This window comes from uncultured Cyclobacterium sp., from assembly GCF_963977555.1.
Lineage (GTDB): Bacteria > Bacteroidota > Bacteroidia > Cytophagales > Cyclobacteriaceae > Cyclobacterium.
On the sequence record NZ_CAXBPD010000013.1, the window covers coordinates 144,618 to 169,864 of the forward strand.

28 protein-coding genes are annotated in these 25,247 nt (G+C 39.3%); 12 read left to right on the forward strand and 16 right to left on the reverse strand.

Annotated elements, in window-relative coordinates; translation table 11 throughout:
- Nucleotides 1-56: 56 nt before the first annotated feature.
- The 9 genes from AAC073_RS16510 to AAC073_RS16550 form a co-directional block, all read right to left on the reverse strand.
- Nucleotides 57-1,091 (reverse strand): hypothetical protein, encoded by a 1,035-nt coding sequence (locus AAC073_RS16510; protein ID WP_339924898.1) that lies wholly within the window; start codon nucleotides 1,089-1,091, stop codon nucleotides 57-59.
- 4 nt (nucleotides 1,092-1,095) lie between these two features.
- Nucleotides 1,096-2,178, reverse strand: coding sequence for a BamA/TamA family outer membrane protein (locus tag AAC073_RS16515; RefSeq protein WP_339924899.1), 1,083 nt, complete (start codon nucleotides 2,176-2,178; stop codon nucleotides 1,096-1,098).
- Between the two features lie 19 nt (nucleotides 2,179-2,197).
- Nucleotides 2,198-2,737 carry a YceI family protein gene (locus AAC073_RS16520; protein WP_339924900.1) on the reverse strand — a complete coding sequence of 180 codons (540 nt, stop codon included), beginning with the start codon at nucleotides 2,735-2,737 and terminating at the stop codon, nucleotides 2,198-2,200.
- 140 nt (nucleotides 2,738-2,877) lie between these two features.
- Entirely contained in the window at nucleotides 2,878-3,591 is a 714-nt protein-coding gene (locus AAC073_RS16525; RefSeq protein ID WP_339924901.1) for a hypothetical protein, read from the reverse strand.
- A gap of 205 nt (nucleotides 3,592-3,796) precedes the next feature.
- Nucleotides 3,797-4,261 (reverse strand): hypothetical protein, encoded by a 465-nt coding sequence (locus AAC073_RS16530; protein WP_339924902.1) that lies wholly within the window; start codon nucleotides 4,259-4,261, stop codon nucleotides 3,797-3,799.
- A 6-nt stretch (nucleotides 4,262-4,267) separates the two neighbouring features.
- Nucleotides 4,268-4,537 carry a hypothetical protein gene (locus tag AAC073_RS16535; RefSeq protein WP_339924903.1) on the reverse strand — a complete coding sequence of 90 codons (270 nt, stop codon included), beginning with the start codon at nucleotides 4,535-4,537 and terminating at the stop codon, nucleotides 4,268-4,270.
- Nucleotides 4,538-4,673: 136 nt separating this feature from the next.
- Complete coding sequence (locus AAC073_RS16540) at nucleotides 4,674-4,925, reverse strand: hypothetical protein (RefSeq protein ID WP_339924904.1); 252 nt, start codon at nucleotides 4,923-4,925, stop codon at nucleotides 4,674-4,676.
- A gap of 22 nt (nucleotides 4,926-4,947) precedes the next feature.
- Nucleotides 4,948-5,535 carry a sigma-70 family RNA polymerase sigma factor gene (locus AAC073_RS16545; RefSeq protein WP_339924905.1) on the reverse strand — a complete coding sequence of 196 codons (588 nt, stop codon included), beginning with the start codon at nucleotides 5,533-5,535 and terminating at the stop codon, nucleotides 4,948-4,950.
- Nucleotides 5,536-5,668: 133 nt separating this feature from the next.
- Nucleotides 5,669-6,088: an META domain-containing protein gene (locus AAC073_RS16550; RefSeq protein ID WP_339924906.1), complete on the reverse strand. Its 420-nt coding sequence runs from the start codon at nucleotides 6,086-6,088 to the stop codon at nucleotides 5,669-5,671.
- 521 nt (nucleotides 6,089-6,609) lie between these two features.
- Here AAC073_RS16550 and AAC073_RS16555 point away from each other — a divergent pair.
- Nucleotides 6,610-7,368: an SDR family NAD(P)-dependent oxidoreductase gene (locus tag AAC073_RS16555; protein WP_339924907.1), complete on the forward strand. Its 759-nt coding sequence runs from the start codon at nucleotides 6,610-6,612 to the stop codon at nucleotides 7,366-7,368.
- Here AAC073_RS16555 and AAC073_RS16560 read toward each other — a convergent pair.
- The 3 genes from AAC073_RS16560 to dxs form a co-directional block, all read right to left on the reverse strand.
- Complete coding sequence (locus tag AAC073_RS16560) at nucleotides 7,365-8,135, reverse strand: alpha/beta hydrolase (protein ID WP_339924908.1); 771 nt, start codon at nucleotides 8,133-8,135, stop codon at nucleotides 7,365-7,367. The two genes, AAC073_RS16555 and AAC073_RS16560, sit on opposite strands and share 4 nt — an antisense overlap.
- Nucleotides 8,128-9,282 (reverse strand): cellulase family glycosylhydrolase, encoded by a 1,155-nt coding sequence (locus AAC073_RS16565; protein WP_339924909.1) that lies wholly within the window; start codon nucleotides 9,280-9,282, stop codon nucleotides 8,128-8,130. Before AAC073_RS16565 ends, AAC073_RS16560 begins: the two co-directional genes overlap by 8 nt.
- Nucleotides 9,283-9,397: 115 nt before the next feature.
- On the reverse strand, nucleotides 9,398-11,323 hold the full coding sequence (gene dxs, locus AAC073_RS16570; protein WP_339924910.1) for a 1-deoxy-D-xylulose-5-phosphate synthase: 1,926 nt from the start codon (nucleotides 11,321-11,323) through the stop codon (nucleotides 9,398-9,400).
- A 183-nt stretch (nucleotides 11,324-11,506) separates the two neighbouring features.
- On the opposite strand from dxs, the gene AAC073_RS16575 reads away from it, so the two are divergent.
- Together AAC073_RS16575 and AAC073_RS16580 are read left to right on the forward strand one after the other, a co-directional pair.
- Nucleotides 11,507-12,262 (forward strand): segregation/condensation protein A, encoded by a 756-nt coding sequence (locus tag AAC073_RS16575; protein ID WP_339924911.1) that lies wholly within the window; start codon nucleotides 11,507-11,509, stop codon nucleotides 12,260-12,262.
- Nucleotides 12,259-13,320 (forward strand): lysylphosphatidylglycerol synthase transmembrane domain-containing protein, encoded by a 1,062-nt coding sequence (locus AAC073_RS16580; RefSeq protein ID WP_339924912.1) that lies wholly within the window; start codon nucleotides 12,259-12,261, stop codon nucleotides 13,318-13,320. The genes AAC073_RS16575 and AAC073_RS16580 overlap by 4 nt, the downstream gene beginning before the upstream one ends.
- Nucleotides 13,321-13,881: 561 nt before the next feature.
- Here the strand turns inward: AAC073_RS16580 and AAC073_RS16585 are convergent.
- A complete protein-coding gene (locus AAC073_RS16585) occupies nucleotides 13,882-14,304 on the reverse strand; it encodes a nucleoside-diphosphate kinase (protein ID WP_339924913.1) in 423 nt (140 codons plus the stop codon).
- A 181-nt stretch (nucleotides 14,305-14,485) separates the two neighbouring features.
- Between AAC073_RS16585 and AAC073_RS16590 the strand changes: the two genes are divergently transcribed.
- Genes AAC073_RS16590 through AAC073_RS16605 form a run of 4 tightly spaced genes read left to right on the forward strand, consistent with a single transcriptional unit; the run spans nucleotide 14,486 to nucleotide 17,618 of the window.
- Nucleotides 14,486-15,535 (forward strand): bifunctional oligoribonuclease/PAP phosphatase NrnA, encoded by a 1,050-nt coding sequence (locus tag AAC073_RS16590; RefSeq protein ID WP_339924914.1) that lies wholly within the window; start codon nucleotides 14,486-14,488, stop codon nucleotides 15,533-15,535.
- Nucleotides 15,519-16,448, forward strand: coding sequence for an FKBP-type peptidyl-prolyl cis-trans isomerase (locus AAC073_RS16595; RefSeq protein WP_339924915.1), 930 nt, complete (start codon nucleotides 15,519-15,521; stop codon nucleotides 16,446-16,448). Before AAC073_RS16590 ends, AAC073_RS16595 begins: the two co-directional genes overlap by 17 nt.
- A 44-nt stretch (nucleotides 16,449-16,492) precedes the next feature.
- Nucleotides 16,493-17,038, forward strand: a complete 546-nt coding sequence (locus AAC073_RS16600; protein ID WP_339924916.1) for an FKBP-type peptidyl-prolyl cis-trans isomerase — start codon at nucleotides 16,493-16,495, stop codon at nucleotides 17,036-17,038.
- Between the two features lie 19 nt (nucleotides 17,039-17,057).
- Nucleotides 17,058-17,618: an FKBP-type peptidyl-prolyl cis-trans isomerase gene (locus AAC073_RS16605; RefSeq protein ID WP_339924917.1), complete on the forward strand. Its 561-nt coding sequence runs from the start codon at nucleotides 17,058-17,060 to the stop codon at nucleotides 17,616-17,618.
- 116 nt (nucleotides 17,619-17,734) lie between these two features.
- On the opposite strand, the gene guaB is transcribed toward AAC073_RS16605, so the two are convergent.
- Both guaB and AAC073_RS16615 read right to left on the reverse strand, forming a co-directional pair.
- Entirely contained in the window at nucleotides 17,735-19,213 is a 1,479-nt protein-coding gene (guaB, locus tag AAC073_RS16610) for an IMP dehydrogenase (RefSeq protein WP_339924918.1), read from the reverse strand.
- A 428-nt stretch (nucleotides 19,214-19,641) separates the two neighbouring features.
- On the reverse strand, nucleotides 19,642-20,832 hold the full coding sequence (locus AAC073_RS16615) for a methyltransferase domain-containing protein (protein ID WP_339924919.1): 1,191 nt from the start codon (nucleotides 20,830-20,832) through the stop codon (nucleotides 19,642-19,644).
- A gap of 107 nt (nucleotides 20,833-20,939) precedes the next feature.
- Between AAC073_RS16615 and AAC073_RS16620 the strand changes: the two genes are divergently transcribed.
- The 3 genes from AAC073_RS16620 to prmC all read left to right on the forward strand — a co-directional run bounded on the left by AAC073_RS16620 (nucleotide 20,940) and on the right by prmC (nucleotide 22,436).
- Entirely contained in the window at nucleotides 20,940-21,224 is a 285-nt protein-coding gene (locus AAC073_RS16620) for a hypothetical protein (protein WP_339924920.1), read from the forward strand.
- Between the two features lie 86 nt (nucleotides 21,225-21,310).
- A complete protein-coding gene (locus AAC073_RS16625; RefSeq protein ID WP_339924921.1) occupies nucleotides 21,311-21,589 on the forward strand; it encodes a magnesium citrate secondary transporter in 279 nt (92 codons plus the stop codon).
- A gap of 7 nt (nucleotides 21,590-21,596) precedes the next feature.
- Nucleotides 21,597-22,436 (forward strand): peptide chain release factor N(5)-glutamine methyltransferase, encoded by an 840-nt coding sequence (gene prmC / locus AAC073_RS16630; RefSeq protein ID WP_339924922.1) that lies wholly within the window; start codon nucleotides 21,597-21,599, stop codon nucleotides 22,434-22,436.
- Nucleotides 22,437-22,443: 7 nt separating this feature from the next.
- Here prmC and AAC073_RS16635 read toward each other — a convergent pair whose 3' ends face one another.
- Nucleotides 22,444-23,052 carry a thiamine pyrophosphokinase gene (locus tag AAC073_RS16635; protein ID WP_339924923.1) on the reverse strand — a complete coding sequence of 203 codons (609 nt, stop codon included), beginning with the start codon at nucleotides 23,050-23,052 and terminating at the stop codon, nucleotides 22,444-22,446.
- A gap of 315 nt (nucleotides 23,053-23,367) precedes the next feature.
- On the opposite strand from AAC073_RS16635, the gene AAC073_RS16640 reads away from it, so the two are divergent.
- The gene (locus tag AAC073_RS16640) at nucleotides 23,368-23,880 is read left to right on the forward strand and encodes a 3-hydroxyanthranilate 3,4-dioxygenase (RefSeq protein WP_339924924.1); all 513 of its coding nucleotides are present in this window, start codon (nucleotides 23,368-23,370) and stop codon (nucleotides 23,878-23,880) included.
- A gap of 59 nt (nucleotides 23,881-23,939) precedes the next feature.
- Nucleotides 23,940-25,220: a kynureninase gene (gene kynU / locus AAC073_RS16645; protein WP_339924925.1), complete on the forward strand. Its 1,281-nt coding sequence runs from the start codon at nucleotides 23,940-23,942 to the stop codon at nucleotides 25,218-25,220.
- The last annotated feature ends 27 nt before the right edge of the window (nucleotides 25,221-25,247 follow it).

The window sequence follows — 25,247 nt, forward strand, 5'->3', positions numbered from 1 at the left end:
AGGAAAACGTCCATCACTATAAAATCAGACGTTAGGTATCACCCGTCCTGACAAATTCAGGCAATCTTTTTTATTTTTTTCCATCTGTTATAATGATCCCAAGCTTCCTTTATTGAAAGATTGGATGGGGCTAGATGCTTATTTTCCCTGCTGATTTGATAGATAATTCCCCAATGTTTTAAGAGCGTTACAATCCCATCAAATAACTTTGCATTGGGATCATAAATATGAGCAGGCTCTGCGTTCACACCGTTGATTTCCAAAATCTTTATACCTTTTCCCTGAATAAAATCTTCCAATGAAGGTGCTTTTAGATCCACACGCCCATAAAAAAAAGAACCCAATTGATGACTAATCTTATCAAATACTTGAACTAGCTCTGCATTGGAAAAGTGTGTTCCATCCAAAAACTTTGTCCCTCTATTGTGATTACCAATGGGTTCAAGTAACTTTTCTTTACCCAAAACCAATACTTCTTCTGGATTTAACCGTCCATCTTTAAACAATTCAGTGCTAACAAGCCGTCCTCTTGGAATTTCGTTGACCAAGTCTTTAAGGTTAGATTTCCCATCTCCAATAACAGTTAAAAAATCCTTTAAAACAATAGAAGGAATTTGACCCGAGCTTTCGCTAGGCAACCTATAATAAAATACACCCGCTTCAAAGGGGCTTTGAATGAACTCTTGCAAAAGGACATCTGATTGACTTTCCTGTAGGTAATTTTCAAGTTGCTCAGTACAGCCAATTACTTTCACTGCCGTGCCACGCTCACCCCTGTCAGGTTTTGCGATAATGGGATAGTTAATTCCGTGAAGTATTAATGCCTTACTGGCAGACTCAAGAGAGGAACCAGTTTGAAGAAAAATCGTTTTCGGCTTTAACGCATCAGGAAGCTTACTCAACTGACGGTATTTGCTACAATTGTAAAGCCCTCCCATCTCCATATCGGGATTGGCAAGGGTGAAAAAAAAGAAGGATCTTGCCCTTAAAGAAAGTAGAAAATAATAAAACACAACAGGCAAATAAACCAACCAGGTTGGCCAATATTCCCAGTGGGTCAATTTGGTGAAGAAGTTACTCTTGTAGCTCATGTTTTTAAAATGCCTCAGCGAAATAAATATAGAAACCCCTAGAGTCAGGTGTAAAGCTGTAGTCCAACCTAACATTTGTTCTATCATTTTTGCTTATTCGAAACCTAAGGCCTCCACCAGCAGCAAGGTGTATTTGTTTGAATAAATCCTCTCTTAAGGTATTGTATACTCTCCCTGCCGAGCCAAAAACAGCAAAACCAAATCTTCCTATGACATGCTGGCGATATTCGGATTGCAAAACAGCCAAATGCCTATCCCTAAATCTACCTTGGTAATAACCCCGGTGAAAGAAGGGCCCACCCAAGGTAGGCAATGCCCGAAAAGGTACCTCCCCATAGGTCAGCTGCGTCAATAGCTGATTGGCCCAGGTAATCTTTTCAGAAATTGGCCAATAATGCCTGAAATCAAGGCTAAGCATGCCGAAATTAAAAGCAGTCCCTGCAGTTTTGCCTAGTGCAAATAAAGGCGTTATTTCCATAAAACTTCCTGATGAAGGAGATAATATGTGATCCCTGCGGTCCCACATCAAAGAAGGGCCAAAACCTAAATAACTGTACCCAGCTCTTCCGTTTTCTGCTACTATATCTTCAAAAACGGTTTCAGTTTTCGAAAATTCAGGAGTCAATCTTTGCCCTTCAAGCGCCAGGCCGAAATAAGTATTTCTTTTTACTTTTTTATAGCTTTTGCTCTTTATTGTTAGCGCTTTAAATTCATAAAGTGCCCTAGAGTCTTCCTTGGTATTATTCCCCAATCCATAATAATACTCCGGAAATTTGCGGTAATCAATGCTTCCATTCAGAAAATATTGATCACCTGCGGTATATACTTGCCACGGAAGGGTAAACAAGTATTGCATATTTTGTGTGAAAGTGATAAAAAGTCGCACATTGGACTTTCTAAGGCTATTCTTGGCATAAAAGCTGTAAAAGGCAAAGCCCTCTAACGCTATTCTCGTTTCTGGCGTGAAATAAGCCAAGGGCAAGGCTTTGAAAACAGTACTGTCTTCTTTGGCCTGCCTTGCGCTCACTTCTGAAAAAGAAGCGAATAAACACAAAACGATTATATATGGTTTAATCCATTTAAACACCTACCTTCTTATTTAAGCTTCACTTGACAATTACAAGATCCAGGTAGACCTCATCTGACATGACCCAACTGCTGCCTCCAATTTCATAATCTCTCCTATCGAGTTCTCCTTTGATGGCAAATCGCGTTGCTGAACCTGCTGTTGTCAACGCCACCTCTAAAGTAATAGGTAGGGTCTTGCCTTTTATGGTAAGATTCCCAAGGACTTTAAGCCCACTTTCACCTACAGCCCTTACCTTTGTAGATTGAAACTTGATGCTGGGGTACTTTTCTACATGAAAATATTCCTCCTGCTTTAGGTGACTGTCCCTTTTGTTAATTCCTGTGTCAATAGAATTGGTTTGAATTTCTGCCGTAAAATTGCTTTTTTCAGGCTGGGATTTATCGTATTCGACCGTGGTTTTATAAGTCATGAAGGCTCCCTCAACATTTAATCCCAGGTTTCTAATATTGAACTTGATATAGGACTCTTCTAACTTATTCTCTGAATTGGAGATATTGTTTGCATGATCTGGTGACATGATCCAATAAAACAGAAGGACTAATATGGAAGCTTTCATAGTGTTTAAAGTTAAAACCTGAATTATGCAATAGCATTCCCCTATACAATGGAGAAGTGTTGGAATCTCCAAACAGGATCAATGTGACTGATTTCAGCCAGCAATTGATTGTCTATTGAATAATTTGAGTTTGATGAAATTTACTTAAAAGGATTGTAGGAAATAGCTACGAAAAATAACATGGCTTTATTTCTGAATCTGTCATTTTCAAAGCTCAAATTTTGTTCCGTTGTGTATTCCGAAAACGTCAGGTCAAACCCAGCCCTTAGCCAGGTATTTTGGGACACTGCATAAGCCAAATAAAACTCTGATTTAAGCTGACCAAGGTCATTGTCCCCTCCCAATAGGGCATTAAATGAGGTTGGACTAGCTGAGAGGCGCTCAGGAAACTGTCCAGTATTCTCAGAACTGATAAAAACTGCATTTTTATCTCCCCCAAAGCCAAGTCCCAAGGCATCGATATTAAATCCAGCCTTGAATTTTGGATGAAACTGGTATTGAATATTAATCAAGGCATTTAGTGCCATGGTGTTGGCTTTACCCATTGATAAAGTATCAATAGTCGCATCTTCACCCGTCAGATCAGCTGGGGCAGTGATATAATAGAGCTCTTTACCACTAAATCCTGAAAAACGAATCCCATAACCTAGTCTTAATTTTTTAGAAGAAAACAAGCCATGGTTTTTATTCCAAGAGAGAGAATAGCTCGTTTGACTATTTTCTCCTAATCCCACAGCCAAATCAAAATTTTGATCTGTTTTAGGTAAAGGCGTTTGCTGAGCATGCACACAAGTGACTGCTAAAAAAAAGGTGGCAATAAATAGATAAAATTTAAGTAAATGTACATTTCCCATAATTATTGAAGTTGTTGAGTTTTATAAATACTATGCAAGTTATTTGAAAAGGGAGGTGGAATTATCAGGCGAATCAGCCACATCCCTATTAAAGGTTTATAGCACCACTTCAGAAAAACAGTTTGGAAATCCTTCCTTAAAATTCTTGGTTCAATGGTTTGACCCACCCTTTTTCCTGTCTTTAAATATGGTGCGTTTTCTTAAACTACCTGTATTCAGGATTAGGATGGTCTTTGGTCTCGCGATTATCCCACTTGTCTCTTTGATTGCCATGAGCAGGAATACCCTTCTTAAGCATATTGGCCATATGCATTAAATTCCAGGTCATAAAAGTTGTGTTTCGATTGGTGAAGTCATTTTCTATACCGCCTGAGTCTTTGTCTAAATAAGAGGGCCCTGGACCTGCTTCACCTATCCATCCAGCATCTGCCTGGGGAGGGATAACATAGCCAAGGTGCTGAAGACTGTATAAAAGGTTCATGGCGCAGTGTTTGATTCCATCTTCATTTCCTGTAATCAGACAACCTCCGGTTTTTCCATAATAGGCGTATTGCCCCTGTTTGTTCATTTCTCCTGAAAAACCATACATTCTTTCTATTACAAGACTGGCTATGGAAGATTTTTCTCCCAGCCAAATAGGGCTTCCTAAGACCAAAATATCTGCTGCCATTATTTTCTATTGAAAGGCTGGCCAGTCATCCCTATCCCAACCATGTTCTGTCATGTCTGGATATACACCGAAAGCAATGAGATGATCTACCGGTCGAATTATTTCAGTGGAGATGCCATTTCCTTTCATAATAGCCTCACTCATTTTTATCAACCCCTCAGTGTGGGAGATTTCGGGGGATTTTTTGAGCGTACAATTAAGAAAAACCGCTTTTAAGGCTGAAAAGTCAAAAGGGTTGTCTTTGTTCAAGCTCTTCTGAAAAGTACTTAGTTCCATAATGCGTCTATTTGTTACTATTTAAAATGAACCGAGAAGAAAAGAAATTACATTTTTATTCCTCTCGAATTGAATTCATCTGAACAATCAATCAAATAGACGTTAACAGGTTAATTACCTGACAAAAAAGTTAAAATTATTTATGACTAATTTTTTGAAGGATCTCCAATTTTATTCTTGAAGGTAACTTTTTGGTAAACATCCCCTCATTGACCCACTTTTCCAAGGCTTTATTCATCGTTTCACTTTGGCTTTGATAGGCGTTACAAACCTTACAAAGTTTTAAATGCATCCCTAATCTTAGTCTTTCTGTAAAAGTCAATGGACAAACCATTTGCTTTTCTACCAAGAAAGTAGCTTCCTTACATGAAAGAAGTATTTGATTCATTATTTTCTCCAACAACATCACATTAATTATTTTTTACAAACCAGTTGACTTCCAAACATTTTTTCAAGAGTAACTTGCCCCTATGTAATACTTGCCAATAATTAGACTCCGAAATTTCTAGTTCCTGACAAATTTCAACGGATTCTTTTTGCAGCAGGTATTTTGAAAGAATTGCAAGTCGCCAATTGGTGGGAAGATCTTCAATACATACCTCCATGACGGTATTAAAGGCTGGGTCGTCAAGTAAATTGTTTTCCTTTGTCCAGGCTTCTTCCAGTCCATTGGCCTTCCAGTTATCTGCACCATTAAAAAATGAATCCGTAAACTGTGAAGCAGTATCCTCCTGGTTATTTTGGTGCTTGGGGGACTTCCGGTAATGATCTATAATTTTATTGTTCAAAATTTTTAGTAGCCATGTCTTGGGACTACTTCTGCCTTCAAATTTCTCGTAATTTTTAACGGCCGCCATAAATACTTCCTGCACCAAGTCTTCGGCTGTTTCATTGCTGCCCGTTTTATGATAAGCCCAGCTATAGAGGTAATCTCCGAAGGAATTAACCCATTCGCTGATAACTTTTTGCTTGGACAGAGATCTTGTCTTTTTTTCCATGGTGACAAATAAAATTTGGTATATTGACGGATACTACGATAGACTTTCAACAAGCAGCGAATATTTCCTGCTACTATGCTCTCTATTGGGGGTAGCAAAGATATTCACACCGTTTTGTTAAAATTTTTAGGTGTTATTTTTCAGGGATAAAGCTCAATAGCTCGGTTGTACCATCCAATAAGGTCAACCTGTCTTTAACAACCTTAAAATCCTTCACTTTGGAAAGTGCAGCCAGAAATTCATTCTCTCCTGATCCAGGACAGGCTTTTTTGGTTAGTGCACCTGGATTCAAAGAGATGTTCTTTCCTTCCAAATTAAAGTCTCCAGAAAAATTATTGCAGCCAGTAAAGCCACTCAGTTTGCCGCCATCCATAAAACTTAACATTGGCAAAGCCTCGGCAAATTTTCCAGTATCTATCGCTTTTCCCATCATTCCAGCTAGCTGCCATTTATTTCCCGTAAGTAGACTTAGGGGGTTTATATTGTTAAGCGAACTACAAGAAGTAAAACTTAAGAGCAAGAAATAGATAAAAATCAGTTTGATCTGTTTCATAATATTTTGAGTTGAGCAATTTTCAAAAACCAGTAAAGCAATTCCAAGAAAATAAATACCTATAAGTATAAATTCATTTTTTTTGATCAATAGCGGCCGCAACCTATTTTTTAGGCTAAACCTCCACACCCTTAATGCAATACGGTTCATAATAAACGCTATTATAACGCTCTGAAAACAGTATGGTTTAATTAAGGCCCATATACCTGCGTCTATCTCTCAAACATTGCCATCTCTTTTTTCTCAAGTTTTGCTTGACCTACAAAACTACGGTTTCCCCTTTTACTATTTAAGGGATTTGTCTTTCTAAAAGGTGATTTTTCTGTTCAGAAGAAGGACAACGCCATAATCTCCTGAAATATTTCCCCTAGTAATTTAAATTTAATTGTTGTAAATACCGCGATATAATTACAAAAAGTAAAATATTGTGCGGTTAGATCTCATTAAATTTATCCCTGCAATGGTCACTATTTATCAGCACTTTCTTAATTTTAGGAGTGGAAAACCCAAAAATCATTTCAATGAATGAATCTAGATACAATAACAGAGTAGCAGTAATTACCGGAGCCGCAGATGGAATTGGCAAAGGCATCGCCAAAAAGCTAATTGATGAAGGCGCAAGTGTAGCCATTTGGGACTTCAACAAAGAAAAGCTGATGGCCTTAGAAAGTGAATGGCAAAAAGAAGGCCTTCCGGTTAAAGCTTTTGTAGTAGATATTTCTAATGAAGAGGCTGTAATGAATGGCTATCAGGAGACAATAAGTCATTTTGGAAAACTAGACATCCTGGTCAACTCTGCTGGAATAGTTGGTCCTACCCAGGTAAAAATAACAGATTATTCAACAGCCGATTTCGATAAAATTTACAATGTAAATTTGAGAGGTTCTTTTCTAACTGCTAAGTATGCCCTCAAGCATATGGAAAAAGCACAGTACGGCAGAATTCTGCTAATTGCGTCTATAGCGGGTAAAGAAGGGAACCCTAATATGGTAGGTTACTCCACCACCAAAGCTGGTGTCATTGGTTTGGTAAAAGCATTGGGTAAAGAATATGCTACCGCTGGGATAACAGTAAATGGACTGGCTCCAGCGGTTATCTTAACGGCAATGAATAAAGATACTGACCCTGCGCAATTGGAATATATGGCATCCAAAATCCCTATGCAACGGTTGGGTACTGTGGATGAAGCCGCCTCCATTGCAAGTTGGATTCTATCTGAGGAAGCTAGCTTTAACACAGGATTTATATTTGACTTATCTGGGGGTAGAGCTACCTACTAAGTAGGTAAGCTTTTCATAAATGTACGGATAGCTTGTTGGGTTTGTTGGGTTCGTTCAAACATCCCCATGTGCCCACAATTTGCCAGTTGATGAAATTGATCTACTGCATGCTTATGGTTGAGACTATCTGCTATTGGTACAGCCGTATCCTCATTTCCACAAATCATCAAAGTAGGCTTTTGAAATGCTGAAAGTGTTTTCATGTGGTCTTTGCGGTTCCGCATGGCATGAAGGTAAGCGATAATACTCGCCAAAGGCAATTGGCTAGCATGATGTATCAGGGAGGCTATGTCCTCCTTGCATCTTTCCCTGTTTTCTCTCAGAAAAAGCAAAGGCAATGAAGATTGGATAAAGCTCTCTACACCATGTTTATTAACAAATTCTATGGTTTTTATCCGGCTCTTTTTCTTCTCCTCGCTATCAGCAAAAGCGGTAGAATGAAACAACCCCAGGCCTCTCAAGTCAAGTTTACTTAGACGGGCCATTTCCAAAGCCAGGTATCCACCTAAAGAATGCCCTATTAATACCGCATCTCCAATTTTGTTGGCCAGCATCCAATCTGCCAAGATTTCGCCGATTTCTGCAATAGAAAATAGATCCTTAGCTGCTGAACTTTTTCCAAATCCTGGTAAATCCGGACACCAGATTTCACAAGTATTCATAAGGGGTTCAGCAAATTCTTTCCACATTTCCTTTGTTTCGCAAAACCCAGGTAACAAAACCAGTGCTTTACCAGCTCCTTCCTTCCAATAGGATATATCAGGCATTTTTCATCAAAAGATTTAATAGTTTTCTATCTAATTTCTCTCCATACCAATCTTCATATTCGATGTCTGTCCTGCCTGAATTAAGAACGCCGAAAGTCCCAGAAAACTCCCATAGACCAAAGCCAATTTCATTCTCGTCAAGTATATCCAAAATATCACCAAACCAAGCTAAAAAAACCTCATGAGGCGTTTTATTATAACAACCCAATTCACCACAATGCACTCCTACACCTTGCGCTAGCAAGGCAATCCATGGGGCATAATGTTTTTCCAAATCCTCCCTTCGATAAAGCCGATCATTGTGCATGCCCGGCCAGCTAGGTGGTGGCAGGCTTTCGGGATCCTTGAAAACCCAAGAAGCTTTATGATGGGAAATATGCATAGGAAAATACCCCCTGCAACTTTGATTTAAGTCCAGGTCTGCAAATTCAGGAATGGCTATGCCTCCTCCACCATTTCCATCTGCAATGACCAACCGCTTTTTATTGACCCCTTTGATGGTTTTCAAGGCTGCTTCAGCGACTTTTCTGTATTCATTTATCGGTACTGGCCCCCCTGGAGAATGTTGGTCGTTTGGATCCTGCCTTTTAAAAGGCTCATTTACCAGATCAAAGCTCATTCTTTTAGAGGAAACACCTTTATACCGCTTTGACCACATCTCCCAATGCGCACAGAAGGCGTCTAATGCTTCTTCATCCTCCCATAAATTATAGGGTTCTTTAAATCCAGCATTAATGCAGAATCCTGGTGCCCTGTGTAAATTCAAACTTACGTGTAAATTTTGGTCGTGGCTGTGCTCAATTATTTGATCTATTTCATCAAGAACCTTATTGTTAAACTGCATTACCTCATCAGGTCGGATGGGTTTGCTGCGGTCAAAGTCCAAGTAACTTGGATAGGATATTGGTATTCGAACAAAATCAAATCCCCAATCCGACATGTATTTAAAATATTCCGGTTTGGTTTTCCGTCCATCCTCTGGCTGGGGGTTAAAAAAATCCAAAAGATTAAATCCCCTCCACTTTGGCAATTTGTTTTTTTTCTTTCTAGCCGTAGCTGAAAAAGAAGTTTGATTCATTGACAGCGCTAAAGAGGCAGCTGTCGCCTTTTTCAAAAAATCTCTTCTTGGGTTGCGTATTTGAGACATAATAGCAAAGGGTTAATGATTACCACTCGTAATTATCAATTACAATTACCCAATTTAAAAAAAATTTTGTGGAAATCACCTTCGGTTCCTTTCACTGAAAGTCTTCTGCTATTAATTATATTTTAATTTTATCAGCAACATTGAGGTTCATCATGTCTTTTACAGTCTGTAATATACCCGATGCATCGAAGCCACACTCAAGATGCAATTCCCCTTGCTCCCCGTGCTCTATTACTTCATCAGGAATTCCCAGACGCTTTATCTTGGATTGATAATCGTGATCCATCATCCATTCAAGCACAGCACTTCCAAATCCGCCCATCAGGCAACCATCTTCGACAGTAATTACTTTGTCAAATTTACCGAAAACCTCATGAAGAAGAGATTCATCCAATGGTTTGACAAATCGCATGTCATAATGGGCCACACTAAGACCAAGTTCGTCAAACTTCTCCTTGTTTTCAAGGACATAATTACCAATATGTCCAATAGTTAAAATGGCAATGTCTTTTCCTTCTGTAACTATCCTCCCTTGTCCTGTAGGTATTTTCCTAAATGGTTTTCTCCAATCAGGCATCACACCTTGACCTCTTGGGTACCTGATCGCATAAGGACCTTGGTGATCAGCTCCTGAGAACATCAGGTTTCTTAATTCTTCTTCGTTCATCGGCGCACTTACCACTAAATTAGGCACACAACGAAGAAAAGCCAAATCATAGGCACCATGGTGGGTCGGACCATCTGCACCAGCAAATCCAGCCCTATCTAAACAAAGAACAACTGGTAGATCCTGCAGACATACATCATGAATTACCTGATCATAAGCCCTCTGCATAAAGGTACTGTATATGTTACAGAAAGGTACTAAACCTTGAGTGGCCAAACCTGCCGAAAAGGTAACAGCATGTTGCTCCGCTATTCCAACATCATAAGACCTTTCAGGAAATGCCTTCATCATTATATTCATGGAGGATCCTGAAGGCATGGCAGGAGTAACCCCAACAATATTTTTATTATTCTCAGCCAACTCCACAAGGGTATGACCAAAAACATCCTGGTATTTAGGAGCTTGTGGGGTGGTAGGGATTTTCTTGGCTATTTCCCCCGTAATTTTGTCAAATTTACCTGGCGCATGCCATTTCGTTTGGTCTTTTTCCGCTGGAGCAAAACCTTTTCCTTTTACGGTTATGCAATGAAGAATTTTGGGTCCTGGAATATCCTTAAGGTCATTGAGCACCTCCACGAGGTGATTCACATCATGGCCATCTACAGGGCCAAAATAGCGCAGGTTTAGTGATTCAAACAAGTTGCTTTGTTTCAGCATGGCCGATTTTATCGCTCCTTCCACCTTAGAAACCACATCCTGAGCACTAAAACCAAATTTGCTTATTTTACCAAGAAGATTCCAAACTTCATCTTTGACCTTATTATAGGTATGAGAAGTGGTAATATCAGTAAGGTAATCTTTGAGGGCGCCTACATTGGGGTCGATTGACATGCAGTTATCATTGAGAATAATCAGCAAGTTACAATCTGAAACCCCTGCATGATTCATTGCCTCAAAGGCCATCCCACCAGTCATGGCACCATCCCCTATTACGGCTACATGTTGCCGATGGGTTTCTCCTTTGTATTTAGATGCCATTGCCATTCCAAGGGCAGCAGAAATGGAAGTACTGGAATGCCCTACGCCAAAAGCATCAAATGGACTTTCTTTTCTTTTTGGAAATCCTGACAGACCTTTGTATAATCTATTGGTATGAAAATCGTTTCTACGTCCAGTAAGAATTTTATGGCCATAGGCTTGATGTCCTACATCCCAAATCAATTGATCGTCAGGGGTATTGAGCACATAGTGCAAAGCAACTGTCAATTCCACGACACCTAAGCCAGCTCCAAAATGCCCCCCATAAACGGAAACATGATCGATTATAAACTGCCTTAGTTCATCACAGATTTGAACCAATTGGTCCTTACTGAGGTTTTTAAGCTCCTCCGGATGATGGATTCCTCGAAGTAATTTTCCAGGTTCTATTTGCATATGCTAATCTTCTATGTAAAAATCTATAACCTTCGGAAAGGTTATAATGTTTAATATTACCAATAATTATTCAAGCCTCCATGGCTTTAGGTAAATTATTGACATGCCTATTGATTTAACCAGATATGTGATATCTTTGAACACAATAAGAAATACAAAAATAACAAAAAATAATCTTATCCAGTGAGTTTCGAAATCAAATTACCTTTATTTGAAGGGCCATTTGACCTTATGCTGTTTTTCATTGAACGTGATGAACTGGATATTTATGATATACCCATTTCTAAAATTACCCATGACTTCCTGGATTACATCCACCATTTAGAAAAAATGGAAATAGAGGTAGCAAGTGAATTTATTCTTTTTGCCGCTACGCTCATGAAAGTCAAGTCAAAAATGCTGCTTCCAAGACCTGAATTCAATGAAGATGGTGAAGAGGTAGATCCCAGGGAAGATCTGATCAGGCACTTGCTGGAATATAAAAAATACAAATCTGTAGTAGGTGAGCTCTCTAATATGGAGGGTGATAGAATGTCCAGGTTTGCCAGAGGAAATGTTGCGGAAGAGCTTAGACAGATCAATCAAATAGACAAGGTAGATGCTGAACTTCAGGATCTTGACCTTTACCGCTTGCTTAAGGTATATCAAAGAGTATTGACTAAATTTGCACATTATAAGGATGACACAAAACACACCGTCATCCAATACCCATATTCGATAGAACAACAAAAAACGTTGGTTTTAGACCGTCTGGACGAAAATCCCAGAATCCCATTCTCTGACTTTATTGTCATCAATCCCGATAAAATTTTTATCATTTATACTTTTTTGGCCATTTTAGAGCTCCTTCAACTTGCCATGGTTACAATAAAAATCGGAGAGGGTTTTAATAACTTCTGGGTAGAACGATTAGAAGCTATACCTGTAGAAAACTTATGAAATTAGACAATAGGGAAATTTTTAAAACCTTAAATCCAAATAAGGTTTGGGTTCCTGTATTGATAGGGATCGGAATAGTATTTGCGATGTTTTACATGGACCCAACTGTAAATGCACAAACACTTAATGGTGTCTTTGATGCTTCCATTTGGTCCATAATAATTGCACTGGTCTTTATATTTCTAAGAGATGCCGGCTACGTTTTTAGAATCCGAGAAATAACAAATCACCACCTTACCTGGACAAGAGCGATATACGTCATTATTTTATGGGAATTTGCCTCTGCTGTCACGCCTTCAATAGTAGGAGGTACTGCAGTCGCTGTATTTATATTGAATAAAGAAGGCATCCCTTTGGGCAAAGCATTGGCATTTACCATGTTGACCGCCATCATGGACAATTTGTTTTTTGTTTTAGGGGCTCCAGTGATATTGTACCTTGCTCAAGGTTATATTTTCCCAGAAAGCAGAGTGCTTGAAGTAAGATTAGGATCTAGCCTTGAATACCTCTTCTGGGGTAGCTATTCTCTGTATACTTTGTATTCAGTACTTATGGCCCTGGCATTGTTTTACCGACCGAGGGTATTTAAGTGGATAATGCTGAAGCTATTCTCTATAAAATGGCTGAGAAAATGGAAATACCAGGCCAATAATTATGGCGACCAAATAATAGATGCGAGCAAGGAACTTAAAGGTAAAAATGCCCGGTACTGGTTAGTTATAATCCTTACCACTATTTTCATTTGGTCCTCTAGATACCTTATGCTGAATGCCCTGATTTCTGCTTATGAGACACTTTCAGTATTTGAGCATGTGGTAGTCTTTGCAAGACAGATAATCATGTGGATTGTAATGATGATCAGCCCTACTCCAGGTAGTAGCGGAACAGCAGAGTTCTTCTTCACTCAATTTTTCAATGAATTCTTAACAGGTTACACCTTCGTGACAAGTATTCTTTGGAGGATGTTCTCCTATTACCCTTACCTTCTTCTAGGGGCAATATTTTTACCAAGATGGGTCAAACATGTGTTTTTTAAAAAGGGTAAAGAAATAAAGTAATACTATTCGGATGGGTTAAAGAGAGCTAATGGCTTTGCTCTCCAAATCCCCTCTAATGATGAGCGTTTGGTCTGGGCGAGACCGTATCTTTAGCGGAATTAAGCTATAATTTTCAGGCACTTACAATTGCTGAAGCTGGGAAATGCTTGGCGATGGTTTGTCGTATCGGCCATTGTGATAAAAGCAGGAAAGATTAACGCCCAAAAACCCAATAGGCCATCTATTAACTATTGATCCTCCGCGGCAGACAAAATCAGCCATTTCGTTGCTGATTTCAATTTGACTATAACGATGTTATGCTAAAACTTCCAAATAGCCTGGATTTTCTTGATATTAAAACAGTTTCCGTAAATACAGTACCGCTTTACCCCTGAGTCAGGGCGGAGAAATCCTACTACAAAACCCATGTTAAAAATCGCACGCTGGACAAAAGGAAATTCTCCCCAATAATTAAAATTTCCCCAAGGGAAATACCCAGTTGAGCTTGGTGGATCAAATCAAATGTTAAAAAATGCTAAATTTTTCTATCCCTTCTAATTAAGAGAAGGGATAGAAAAATAGTTAATCAATTTTCTCGAATGCATTAAAAAAGAAACTTCCTTCAATTTCAGCATTTTCATCTGAGTCAGAACCATGCACAGCATTTGCTTCGATTGATGTTGCATATAACTTTCTGATGGTTCCCTCTTCCGCATCATCGGGATTGGTAGCCCCGATCAATTTTCTAAAATCAGCGATAGCATTTTCCTTTTCTAGGATTATAGCGATGATAGGACCTGAAGACATATACTTGCATAAAGCATTGTAAAAGGGTCTTTCCTCATGTACTTTGTAAAAATTTCCCGCCAGTTTTTCATCTAGCCTAGTGGTTTTCAATGCAATAATTTTGAAACCTGCCTCTTCGATCATTTTCAAGATTGCTCCGGAATTGCCTGCACTGAATGCATCAGGCTTGATCATGGTAAACGTTCTATTGGTAGCCATAAAGTTTAATTAGGATTATTAGTTATGGTTGTAAAATTAATCCTTTTAAGTTAAAGTCCGAAAGTTAAAAGGAGATAATAAATAAAGGCTATATTTCGATAAATTTGGAATTGGGAATTTCAGAAAATTATATGGAACTTTGTATCCTGTGTTTTTTAAATACGGTACTCAAATATTACACATGCAGAATATAGATCTATTTAAAGAACAGATTTCTTCAGCTTCGTCCAAAAAGATCGTAATCACCACCCATCATAAACCTGACGCCGATGCGCTTGGATCTTCATTAGCTTTAGCAAGCTATTTAAAAAAGAAAGGTCATCAAGTAAATGTTATAACGCCGTCAGATTACCCTGTATTCCTTCACTGGATGAAAGGAAATGATGAAGTGATAAATTATGAAGATCCTGGACAGCTTGAAAGAGCTGAAAATTTGATTGCTGAGGCAGAAATTATATGCTGTCTTGACTTCTGTGGTCTTAGTCGATTGCAAAAAATGGAAGAATCAGTACGTCAATCCAAGGCTTTTAAGGTCAATATTGACCATCATCAAGAGCCAGAGGACTTTGCTGACTTCACTTATTGCAGCACAGAGGCAGCAGCTACCTGTGAGTTAATGTATGACTTGATGGTGAAAGTGGGCGATAGGGATCTTATCGATAAGGACATTGCTGAATGCCTTTATTCGGGTATAATGACAGATACAGGTGGTTTTAGACATCCAAACACCACTAAAAATGTTCATTTGGTTACGGCTGAATTAATTGACCTTGGAGCTGACAATTCCAAGATTGCCCGGTTGATATACGATACCTATTCAGTTAATCGGCTGAAATTCTTAGGTTTTGCACTTACAAGGAGGCTGACCATTTTACCTGAACTCAATACTGCTTATATTGCCATCAGTAAAAAAGACCTGCGGAAATACCAATCTCAAACCGGTGATACTGAAGGACTTGTTAATTACGCGCTTTCTTTGGATGGGATCAAAGTTGCAGCCTTGTTTACAGAAAGAAAAGATGGTGTCAAAATCTCTTTTCGCTCTGCAGAGGATGTATCAGTCAACAAGTTCGCAACCAAGTACTTCAATGGAGGAGGCCATAAGAATGCATCGGGTGGAACATCTAATGTCCCTTTGGAAGAAACCATTGAAAGGTTTAAGGAATTAATAAAAGAAAACAAACAAATCTTATTTAATCAATTAGAATTAGTCGATGAAAAAAATCAATAATTTAGTTCTTGGCGCCATGATGTTGGCATCTAGCTCACTTTTATTTTCTTGTGAAAAGACAGAAACTACTTCCGACGGCATAGAATACCGTTATGTTTCAAAAGGAGACAAAGTAACCAAAGACGGTGAATTTGTCGTTTATCATTTTACTGCTAAAACGGGCAGTGACTCATTGTTCATTTCAAGTTACGACCAACCAATGCCTCCTTATCTACAGCATTTGGATACGGCTTCTGCAAGAACTGGTGTAGATGAAATTTTTCTAAACCTAAACAATGGTGATAGTATTGTTATCACTTCTACAGCTGAAAAAATCTTTACCCCTGAAGGTGTGCCTCCTTTCATGACAAATGATGAAAAGGTTACCATCAGCATCGGTGTGATTAACGTTCTTGAAGAAGAAGTTTTTCAAGATTACTTCAATGACCTCGCAGCTGAAGGCCAGAAAAAACAAGCTGAAGAAGCTAAAGTGCTGTTGGCTGAAGACATTAAGTCCATTGAAAGTTATATTTCTGAAAATAATTTGAAAGCTGACAAGACAGAATCAGGTGTTTATTACGTCATAGAAGAAGAGGGTTCTGGAGCACAAATAGAACAAGGCGACGAAATCTCTGTTAATTATACAGGATACGTTTTGGATGGCACTGTATTCGATACTAGTATTGAAAGCAAAGCCAAAGAAGCAGGGACCTTCACAGAAGGAAGACCTTATGAACCATTTACGTTCAATGTAGGCCAAGGAATGGTTATTCCTGGTTGGGATGAAGGCCTTCAGTTATTAAAAAAGGGTTCAAAAGCGAAATTATTGATTCCTTCTCCACTAGCCTACGGACCTAGTCAAAGAGGTGAAGTGATCGTTGCTAACTCTATTTTAATATTTGATGTAGAAGTAACAGACGTAACCAAGCAGTAAACCTTTAGCTTCTGCGAAGTAGCAATTATTATTAAATACCTACCATGAAAAGAAACATTAAGTATTGGGCTTTATTGCCCCTAGTGGCCTTCTTGGGCTCCTGTATCTCTGACGATGAGAATGTAGATGTAATTTTTGAGCAAGACCTCAAAAAAATTGAAACCTACGTCCAAAATTTTCCTACAGAATACATGGAAAAAGAGACCGTTGGTGAAACAGGTATTGTATTATTGTTTACGCAAGTAGTTGAGGAAGGTGAATTGGCACTACCTGGAGACACGCTGTTAGTGGATTACACAGGTATGCTATTAGATGGAACTGTTTTTGACACTTCCATTGAACAAACAGCTATTGACAATGGTGTCTACAATGAAAGCCGTACTTATGAGCCTTATGGCATCATTCAAGCTTATTCTAGCGTTATTCAGGGATGGCATTGGGCACTCTCTCGCATGAAGGAAGGGGAAAAAGCTATCGCATTAATCCCTTCCGCTTATGGATATGGAAGTCAGGGTCAAGGCCCAATTCCAGCAAATTCGGTATTGGTATTTGAGTTGGAGATCATCGAAAATCGGCCAACCCAGCCTTAATCACATGAATATTTAAAGGATGAGTTTTAGAAATATTATTATTGTTTTTTTAGTGGCTTCCATGGGTTTCTCCTGTGACGATCAACTGAGTGGTTTTGGATATCCAACCTATGACTCCGAAGGAAATCTAGCTATAGACAGAGAAAAAATAGATGAGTACTTAAAAACTGCCCAATACGATAGTCTATATCGCATACATGATCCTTCTGGAGTAGTAATCATTGTGGAAGAGGAAGGTGATGGCTCAAGACCCGTATCAGGTAATGTGGTGTATACCAATTATACTGGATATTTATTGGATGGATCGGTTTTTGACACCAACTTGGAAGATGTAGCCATTGCCAATGACATCCATGACGAGGAAAGAAAATATGCTATATTTAATTTCTTCCTGGGACAAAGCTCCTCTCAAGGTGGCGCTATTCAGGGTTTCACGCTGGGTTTCCAAAGACTACGAAGTGGCGCAAAAGCAAGTATCATTATTCCTGCCCCTTATGGGTATCAGGACAATGAAGATATAGATAGAATACCTGCAAATTCGGTATTGGTATTTGACGTCGAATTTCTCGGAATGGACTAATCATAAGCTAAGAAATAATAAATAGTAAAAGCCAGCGGAAAAATTTCCGCTGGCTTTTTTTCTTTCCCCATGAAAAAACCAAGATAAAATAACCCGGTTTCAACTGTAATTAAACGCTACATTTTAGCGCTGTAATTAGGTGCTTCTCTTGTTATGCTTATGTCATGTGGATGTGATTCTCTGACTCCAGCAGCTGTTATTTTGACAAATTTACTTTTTTCCCTAAGGTCATCTATTGTAGCTGTTCCACAATACCCCATTCCTGCCTGCAAACCTCCTACCAACTGGTAAAGCACTTCTGATACCAAACCTTTAAAGGCAACCTTTCCTACAATACCTTCTGGAACCAGTTTTTTTACATTTTCTTCAGCATCCTGAAAATAACGGTCTTTAGATCCAGATTCCATCGCCTCCAGGGAGCCCATTCCTCGGTAAGACTTGAATTTTCTACCTTCAAAAATAATAATCTCACCAGGAGCCTCTTCTGTACCTGCCAGTATTGATCCAATCATCACAGAACCTGCACCAGCTGCTAAAGCCTTCACCACGTCTCCAGAATACCTAATTCCCCCATCAGCTATCACGGGTACATTCCTTCCCTTAAGGGCATTGGAACATTCCATTACAGCCGATAACTGAGGCATACCAACTCCGGCAATTACCCTTGTGGTACAGATACTTCCAGGTCCAACGCCCACCTTTACGGCATCTGCCCCTGCATCGGCCAATGCTACCGCTGCTTCAGCAGTTGCAATGTTCCCAACAATGACTTCAAGATTAGGAAAAAGGGCTTTTATTTTCTTACAGGTTTCGATAACTCCTTTAGAATGGCCATGAGCAGTGTCTATACTTACCACATCCACTCCTGCGGTCACCAAGGCATCAACACGCTCAGCTATATCTGCAGTCACCCCTACAGCAGCACCAACACGCAATCGACCAAACTCATCCTTGCAAGCATGGGGCTTGTCTTTTCTTTTAAGAATGTCCTTATAAGTAATCAAGCCAGTAAGCTTGTACTCCTCATCAATAATTGGTAATTTTTCGATTTTGTATTCTTGCAGAACCTCTTCAGCTTCTTCCAGCGTAATCCCTGCTTTTGCAGTGATTAGGTTTTCCGTAGTCATTATTTCCTTGATAGGCCGAGCTGCATCCTTAATGAAACGTAGGTCTCTATTGGTAATAATCCCTTTAAGAAAGCGATTCTCATCCACTACTGGAATGCCACCAATATTGTATTCAATCATTATGGCTACCGCATCTTTTACCTTAGCATTGATGTCTAATGTGATCGGATCCAGTATCATCCCGCTTTGAGACCTTTTGACCTTGCGAACCTGGGCGGCTTGCTTTTCAATGGTCATGTTTTTGTGAATAAATCCAAGCCCACCTTCTAAGGCAATGGCGATGGCCAAATCTGTTTCCGTAACGGTGTCCATAGCAGCAGAAACCAATGGAATCTCCAATTGGATGTTTCTGGTAAGTTGCGAAGAAGTATTTGTATTACGGGGAAGTACTTCGGAATATCCTGGTACTAAAAGCACGTCATCGTAGGTGAGTGCTTCGAAGAGAAATTTATCTGTGTTTGGATTCATGGCAAATGGTTAGTAACCCTATTTGCCCGTCAAAGATACAATCTTTTTGAGATGCGAATCAATAGTTTGTTGAAAAAAAAAGTTAAAATATTTAAAATGAATCCCTTTCAAGGAATAATCTTTGGAGAGCGACTATTAATAAAAGGTCAATAGCGCTGTTAAAAAAGTCCTAATTATCCCATTAAACCTAAAATTCTTGGATGCGATAAGCTCTCCAATAAGTTAAGTTTGAGCTGGAGTCCCAAGTTAAATTCTTGATTCCAATCTCTCTGCAAGAAGAAACTCCCTGACTTGGACCAATAACAAGTAAAAAAGCAATGATAATTTAAACTCAGGTTATTACTAAAGTTAAAAGCACAAGTAATAACCTGAGTTTAATATAAAAATAGCAGCCCTACAGCTTGAATACTGAAGCAGCAATAAATCATTTATCCCTTCTTTTTTAATTTTGCGATGTAAAATCCATCAAACCCACTTTCATGAGAAAGCACCTGCGTTTCCTCCAAAAGCTCAAATTTCTGTCCTTCGGCACTTTCAAGGAAAGCCGCAACTTGCAAGTGATTTTCGGATGGAAGAATACTACATGTTGCGTAGACCATGACACCTCCTGGCTTAAGCATAGAAGGATATTGGGACAAAATCTCCTGCTGCAGCACTTGTACTTTGGCGATAGACTCTTCGCTAAGTTTCCATTTTGTATCAGGGTTTCTTTTCAAAACACCCAATCCAGAACAAGGAACATCCAGTAAAAGCCTGTCGGCACTTTCGTGAAGTCGCTTTATCGTTTTGTTACTTTCTATAGGTTTAGTTTCCAGAATTGAAATACCTGCTCTTCTTGCCCTTAACTTGGCATTCTGTAGCTTCCATCCTTCAGTGTCCATGGCCAGGATCCTTCCTTTGTTCTGCATCAATGCAGCAAGGTGTAAGGATTTCCCTCCTGCACCAGCACAGGCATCAATCACCCTCATGCCAGGTTCAACCTCCAAAGCGGCAGCCACCATTTGGGAGGAAGCATCCTGCACCTCGAAGAGGCCTTCTTTAAAAAGTGGCGTTCTAAAAACATTTTTACGCTTCAGTAGCACCAAGGCATCAGGATATTCTCTTGGAACATAAGCACTAATCTCCAACTCCTCCAGTTTGATTTTCAAATCAGTTCTGGCAGTTTTCAAGGTATTTGCACGCAAGACCACTTGGGCCTGCTCATTAAGGCTATTTAATTCAGCATCCCATTTTTCACCTAACTGAGCGGAACCCATATCCTCCATCCAGTCAGGAATGGATTGCAGAACAGCACGGTCCGTAATTTTTCTTCGATGTAACCTGATTTTTTCACCATTGATTCCTTTAAATTCCCTCCAGTCAGGCAAGGTCCTGTCCTGTAATACCCAATAGGTCCCGAACCAAAGGTAGTAATCATGTGAAGGGCTGAGTTTTTCGATCAACCTTTTCCAGCGGACGATTTCATAAACACTTTCAGCAATAAATGCCCTGTCTCTAGCACCCCACTTAGGGTTTGATCGTAAAACTTTCTCGATTACTTTGTCAGCATAGCGATTATTGTCAAATATTTCCTCCAATGCTTTGACAACTGCATTGACTGTATTTGGAAAGAGCTTCATATAGGCATTTTTGATTAAGCTACAAATATAGAGAATATGTACGGGGATTATTAACTTGAAGCAAAGTCGAGTTGGCTTAGTTTGTATATTTTGGTATTTTTGCCATTATGGGAGAAAAAAAATGCCCAAATTGTGGTAAATGGTCCAGCTGGAATCAAAATTTCACAGACACCTGTGAACATTGCGGCGAAATCCTCAGTAAAGTAGACTTGGAATTCGAAGAAAAAAGAGCTGCTCAAAAAAAGGTCAATGAAGAACAGTGGGTCTTCCATATTAAAGAAGACGACAGTGATTTTATTAAGAAATCTAAAAAGGTGGGTGAATTCTTTTACAGTATTTACCTAACCATCATCACCGCAATTGCATGGTTGATCGCAGCCTTGCCCGGTTAATGTCAGTGCTCAGAAATCCCTACTTTTGGGTACCGTGCATACTATTTTGGGTCAATCAATACCTAGAAAGAATTCAAAAGGTATTTTTGCCATTTTTCCACAGTTATTTAGATGACCTTTTGGCTATCCCTGTGGTTTTGGGCATTACCCTACAAGCTTTTAGATGGATGAATGGGGAGGCCAAACCAATGGTTTTTTCCAAAAAACAGGTCATCATTGGTGTAGTCTATTTTGGTTTTTTGTTCGAAGGACTTTTACCTTTCTGGTCTTCCACTTATGTTCGCGACCCCATTGACCTGCTATGCTATGCGGTCGGCGCTGTTTATTTTTGGGTTTATATCAATAATAAAGGAATAGAGAATTAATTGAACCATGAATTTACGCGCCCTTTATAAGCACTATGTCAGCGAGCTCTCCCGCATTTATCCAGATTCGGAAGCTCAATCACTGGTAATGTGGATATTTGAAGCTTTTTTGTCAATGAGCAGAAAGGATGTGCTGAACAATACCCCAATTAGTGCGATTCCTGAAGCGCTGGAAATTGCTTTCACCAAATTGATTGCAGGAGAACCCATCCAATATGTACTCGGCAAGGCTCCCTTTTATGGCCGATATTTTAAAGTAGCCCCAGGCGTATTGATTCCCAGGAATGAAACAGAAGAATTGGTGCAACTGATCGCTCAAAATCACCAGGAGGCAATTAAGATACTTGATTTAGGAACAGGTTCTGGCTGTATTGCCATAAGCCTGGCGCTAGAGTGCCCCAAAGCGGAAATAACCGCCATTGATATTAGTGAACAGGCTTTGGCCATTGCAAAGCTTAATGCTACGGAACTAAAGGCAAAACTACATCTTGTCAAAAAAGACATATTAGAGGAAGATTTGCAAATAGGTAATTTTGACTTGATGGTAAGTAATCCACCTTATGTATTGGAAAAAGAGCGCTCCTTGATGCAAAGCAATGTATTGGATCACGAGCCCAGTTTGGCCTTGTTTGTCCCAGATAGCGATCCTTTACGCTTTTACAAAGCCATAGTTCTGCAGGCCAAGCAAAACTTGAATGCAAATGGATATTTGTATTTTGAAATCAATGAGGCTTTTGGTCATGAAGTAATGGCCTTGATGCAACTTGAGGGGTTTTCAGAAGTAAAGCTGTATCAGGACATCAATGGAAAGGACAGAATTGTTTATGGCAAAAAACCGCTCCATTAAATCCAGATCATACAAAGGTGCCTAACCAAAATAGTTTATTGCTACTAAAAGTCTGCATGCCTTCTTCTATCTCTAAAAAAGTGGCATACTTTATAGGAAATACATCAGAGCCTGAAGCTGCTTGGTGTTCTACAAATTGCCCTTCTTTACCATGAACCTGAATCGAACAATTGGGCAACCACTTCCTAATTTTACCCTTTTTAGCTGGAAAATACCTGATCCCATTGTTAAAAAACACAATGTCAAGAGCAGGAAGATATGGGTCTAGTAGTTGTGAATCTAGCGGATCAAAGGACAAGATATTTACCGCCTTGTGGTTTTTCTTCATGAGGTATTTCAATCCGACCGCTAAAAAAGTAGGTTCATTAGCGCTAATAAAATAGATGGGATACTGTTCTTCAAGCAATATTGAATTGTTTTCCTGAAATTCTTTGTCTGCGATTATTCCATCAATTTTTATCCCCAATGACATGATTTTATGAACATTGTGCTGAGTAACCAATACCGTAGGCACCCACTCAAGAAGCCCTGGGAGCAAATTTGTCGCCTCAGTGTCATCGGTCAAAACTAGTAGGGCCGGCTCTTGTTGGTCTTTTACAAAATGGTGGGAGGACATAAGGTTTTTGAAAAGGGCTCAGGAAATAAATATTGGAGTAAAATTACGAAGGAATACGGCTGAAAACAGCCATACGTTTAAAACTTATTCATTTACTGATTTCCGCAAATCATAAAATAGCCTTTATTAAAAGGGATTTCATCAAAATCCAGTAAAAAAACCACTGTTGAGGTCATTTTTACCTATTTACTAATGCGCTGGTCTTTATAGTTAATTACTAGGATTTTTTTTATAATTTTGGACTTACACCTTTTGCCTGTTGTTCTACCAACAAAAGCATCAGCAAAAAACCTTACCAGTAAATCAATATATATTATGGCCATTTCTCAACCAATCAACTTCACCAAATGGATAAATGATAACCGCCATTTGTTAAAACCACCAGTTGGAAACAAGCAACTGTACATTGAGAATGAGGATTTTATCGTCATGGTGGTAGGTGGCCCAAATTCCAGAAAGGATTACCACTACAATGAAGGGGAAGAGTTTTTCTATCAGGTAGAGGGTGACATCACCTTAAAAGTGGTGGATGATGGTGAAATGAAAGACATTTCAATTAAAGAAGGAGAGATTTTCTTATTGCCTCCAAAAGTGCCTCATAGCCCCAGAAGACCAGCCAATACCGTGGGACTGGTGATAGAAAGGTATAGAAAGCCAGGAGAAGAAGATGGGTTTTTGTGGTTTTGTGAAAAATGTGACCACAAACTCTACGAAGAATACGCTACCATAACGGACATAGTAAACCAACTTCCTCCAATAATGGAACATTTCTGGGCCAACCCAGAGAATACCCATTGTAAAAAATGTGGTACAGTGATGGAGAAATAAATCAATTATTATCACCCAAATTTAGATTTATTTAATACACTCCCTCTTTCCATCCAACCATGGACAATATTGAATTTAGATTGACCCCTGAGTTTGCACTTAAAATGGATCAGGAGGATCCCTTGCACAGTTTTCGGGAAAAATTTCATATCCCAGAGAAAAATGGCAAGCCCCTAATCTACTTTTGTGGCAATTCCCTAGGTTTACAACCGCGAACAGTGAATGCTCACTTGACAAAATATTTGGAAAAGTGGGCTACCAAAGGAGTAGATGGACACTTTGAGGGCGATGTACCCTGGGTAGATGCCAGAAAACCCTCAAAAAGCCTATTGGCACCCTTGATAGGAGCAAGCGAATTGGAAGTAGTGGCCATGAATAGCCTTAGTGTTAATCTCCACCTACTTATGGTCTCCTTTTATCGGCCCGAGGAGAAAAAATACAAAATTTTAACAGAAGCGGGTGCTTTCCCTTCAGACCAGTACATTCTAGAGTCTCAAGTAAAATTCCATGGTTTTTCCCCAGATGATGCTATTCTGGAAGTGAAGCCTAGAGCCAATGAACTTGTTCTTCGCACAGATGACATTCTCGAACAAATAAGAAGACACAAAGATGAACTTGCCCTAATCATGCTCTCCGGAGTACAGTATTACACCGGGCAGTTATTTGATATGGAGGCAATCAGTAAGGAGGCAGCACAGCATGGAATTTGTGTCGGTTTTGACCTTGCTCATGCCATAGGAAACGTGCCACTTCAATTGCACGACTGGGGGGTAGATTTTGCCACTTGGTGTAGCTACAAATACCTCAATTCAGGTCCGGGAAATGTTTCAGGAATATTTGTCCATCAAAAACACAGTGACGACGACCAACTACCCAGGTTTGCTGGATGGTGGGGATACAAAGAAGAAAACCGCTTCAAAATGGAAAAAGGTTTTGAACATATGCAGGGCGCAGATGGTTGGTTATTAAGCAATGACAATGTGTTGGGGCTGGCTGCTCATCAAGCAGCCTTGGAACTATTCGAGAAGGCCGGCATAAAAAAACTAAGAAAAAAAAGTATACTGTTGACAAGTTATTTAGAATTTGCAATTCGTGAAACGATTGGTGACTCAGAAGCGTTAGAAATTATAACACCTTTAAAATCAGCAGAAAGAGGGTGCCAACTCTCTTTATTAATCCATAAAAAAGGAAAGCGCGTGTTTGATTTTTGGATTAAAAATGGTGTTGTTGCTGATTGGAGAAACCCCAACGTTATAAGGTTAGCCCCTACACCCATGTACAACAGTTTTCAGGATGTTTTTGAATTTAGTAAAATTCTTAAAAACGCATTGAGGGATTGAACCCTACGCATTAAACCTATTAAAATA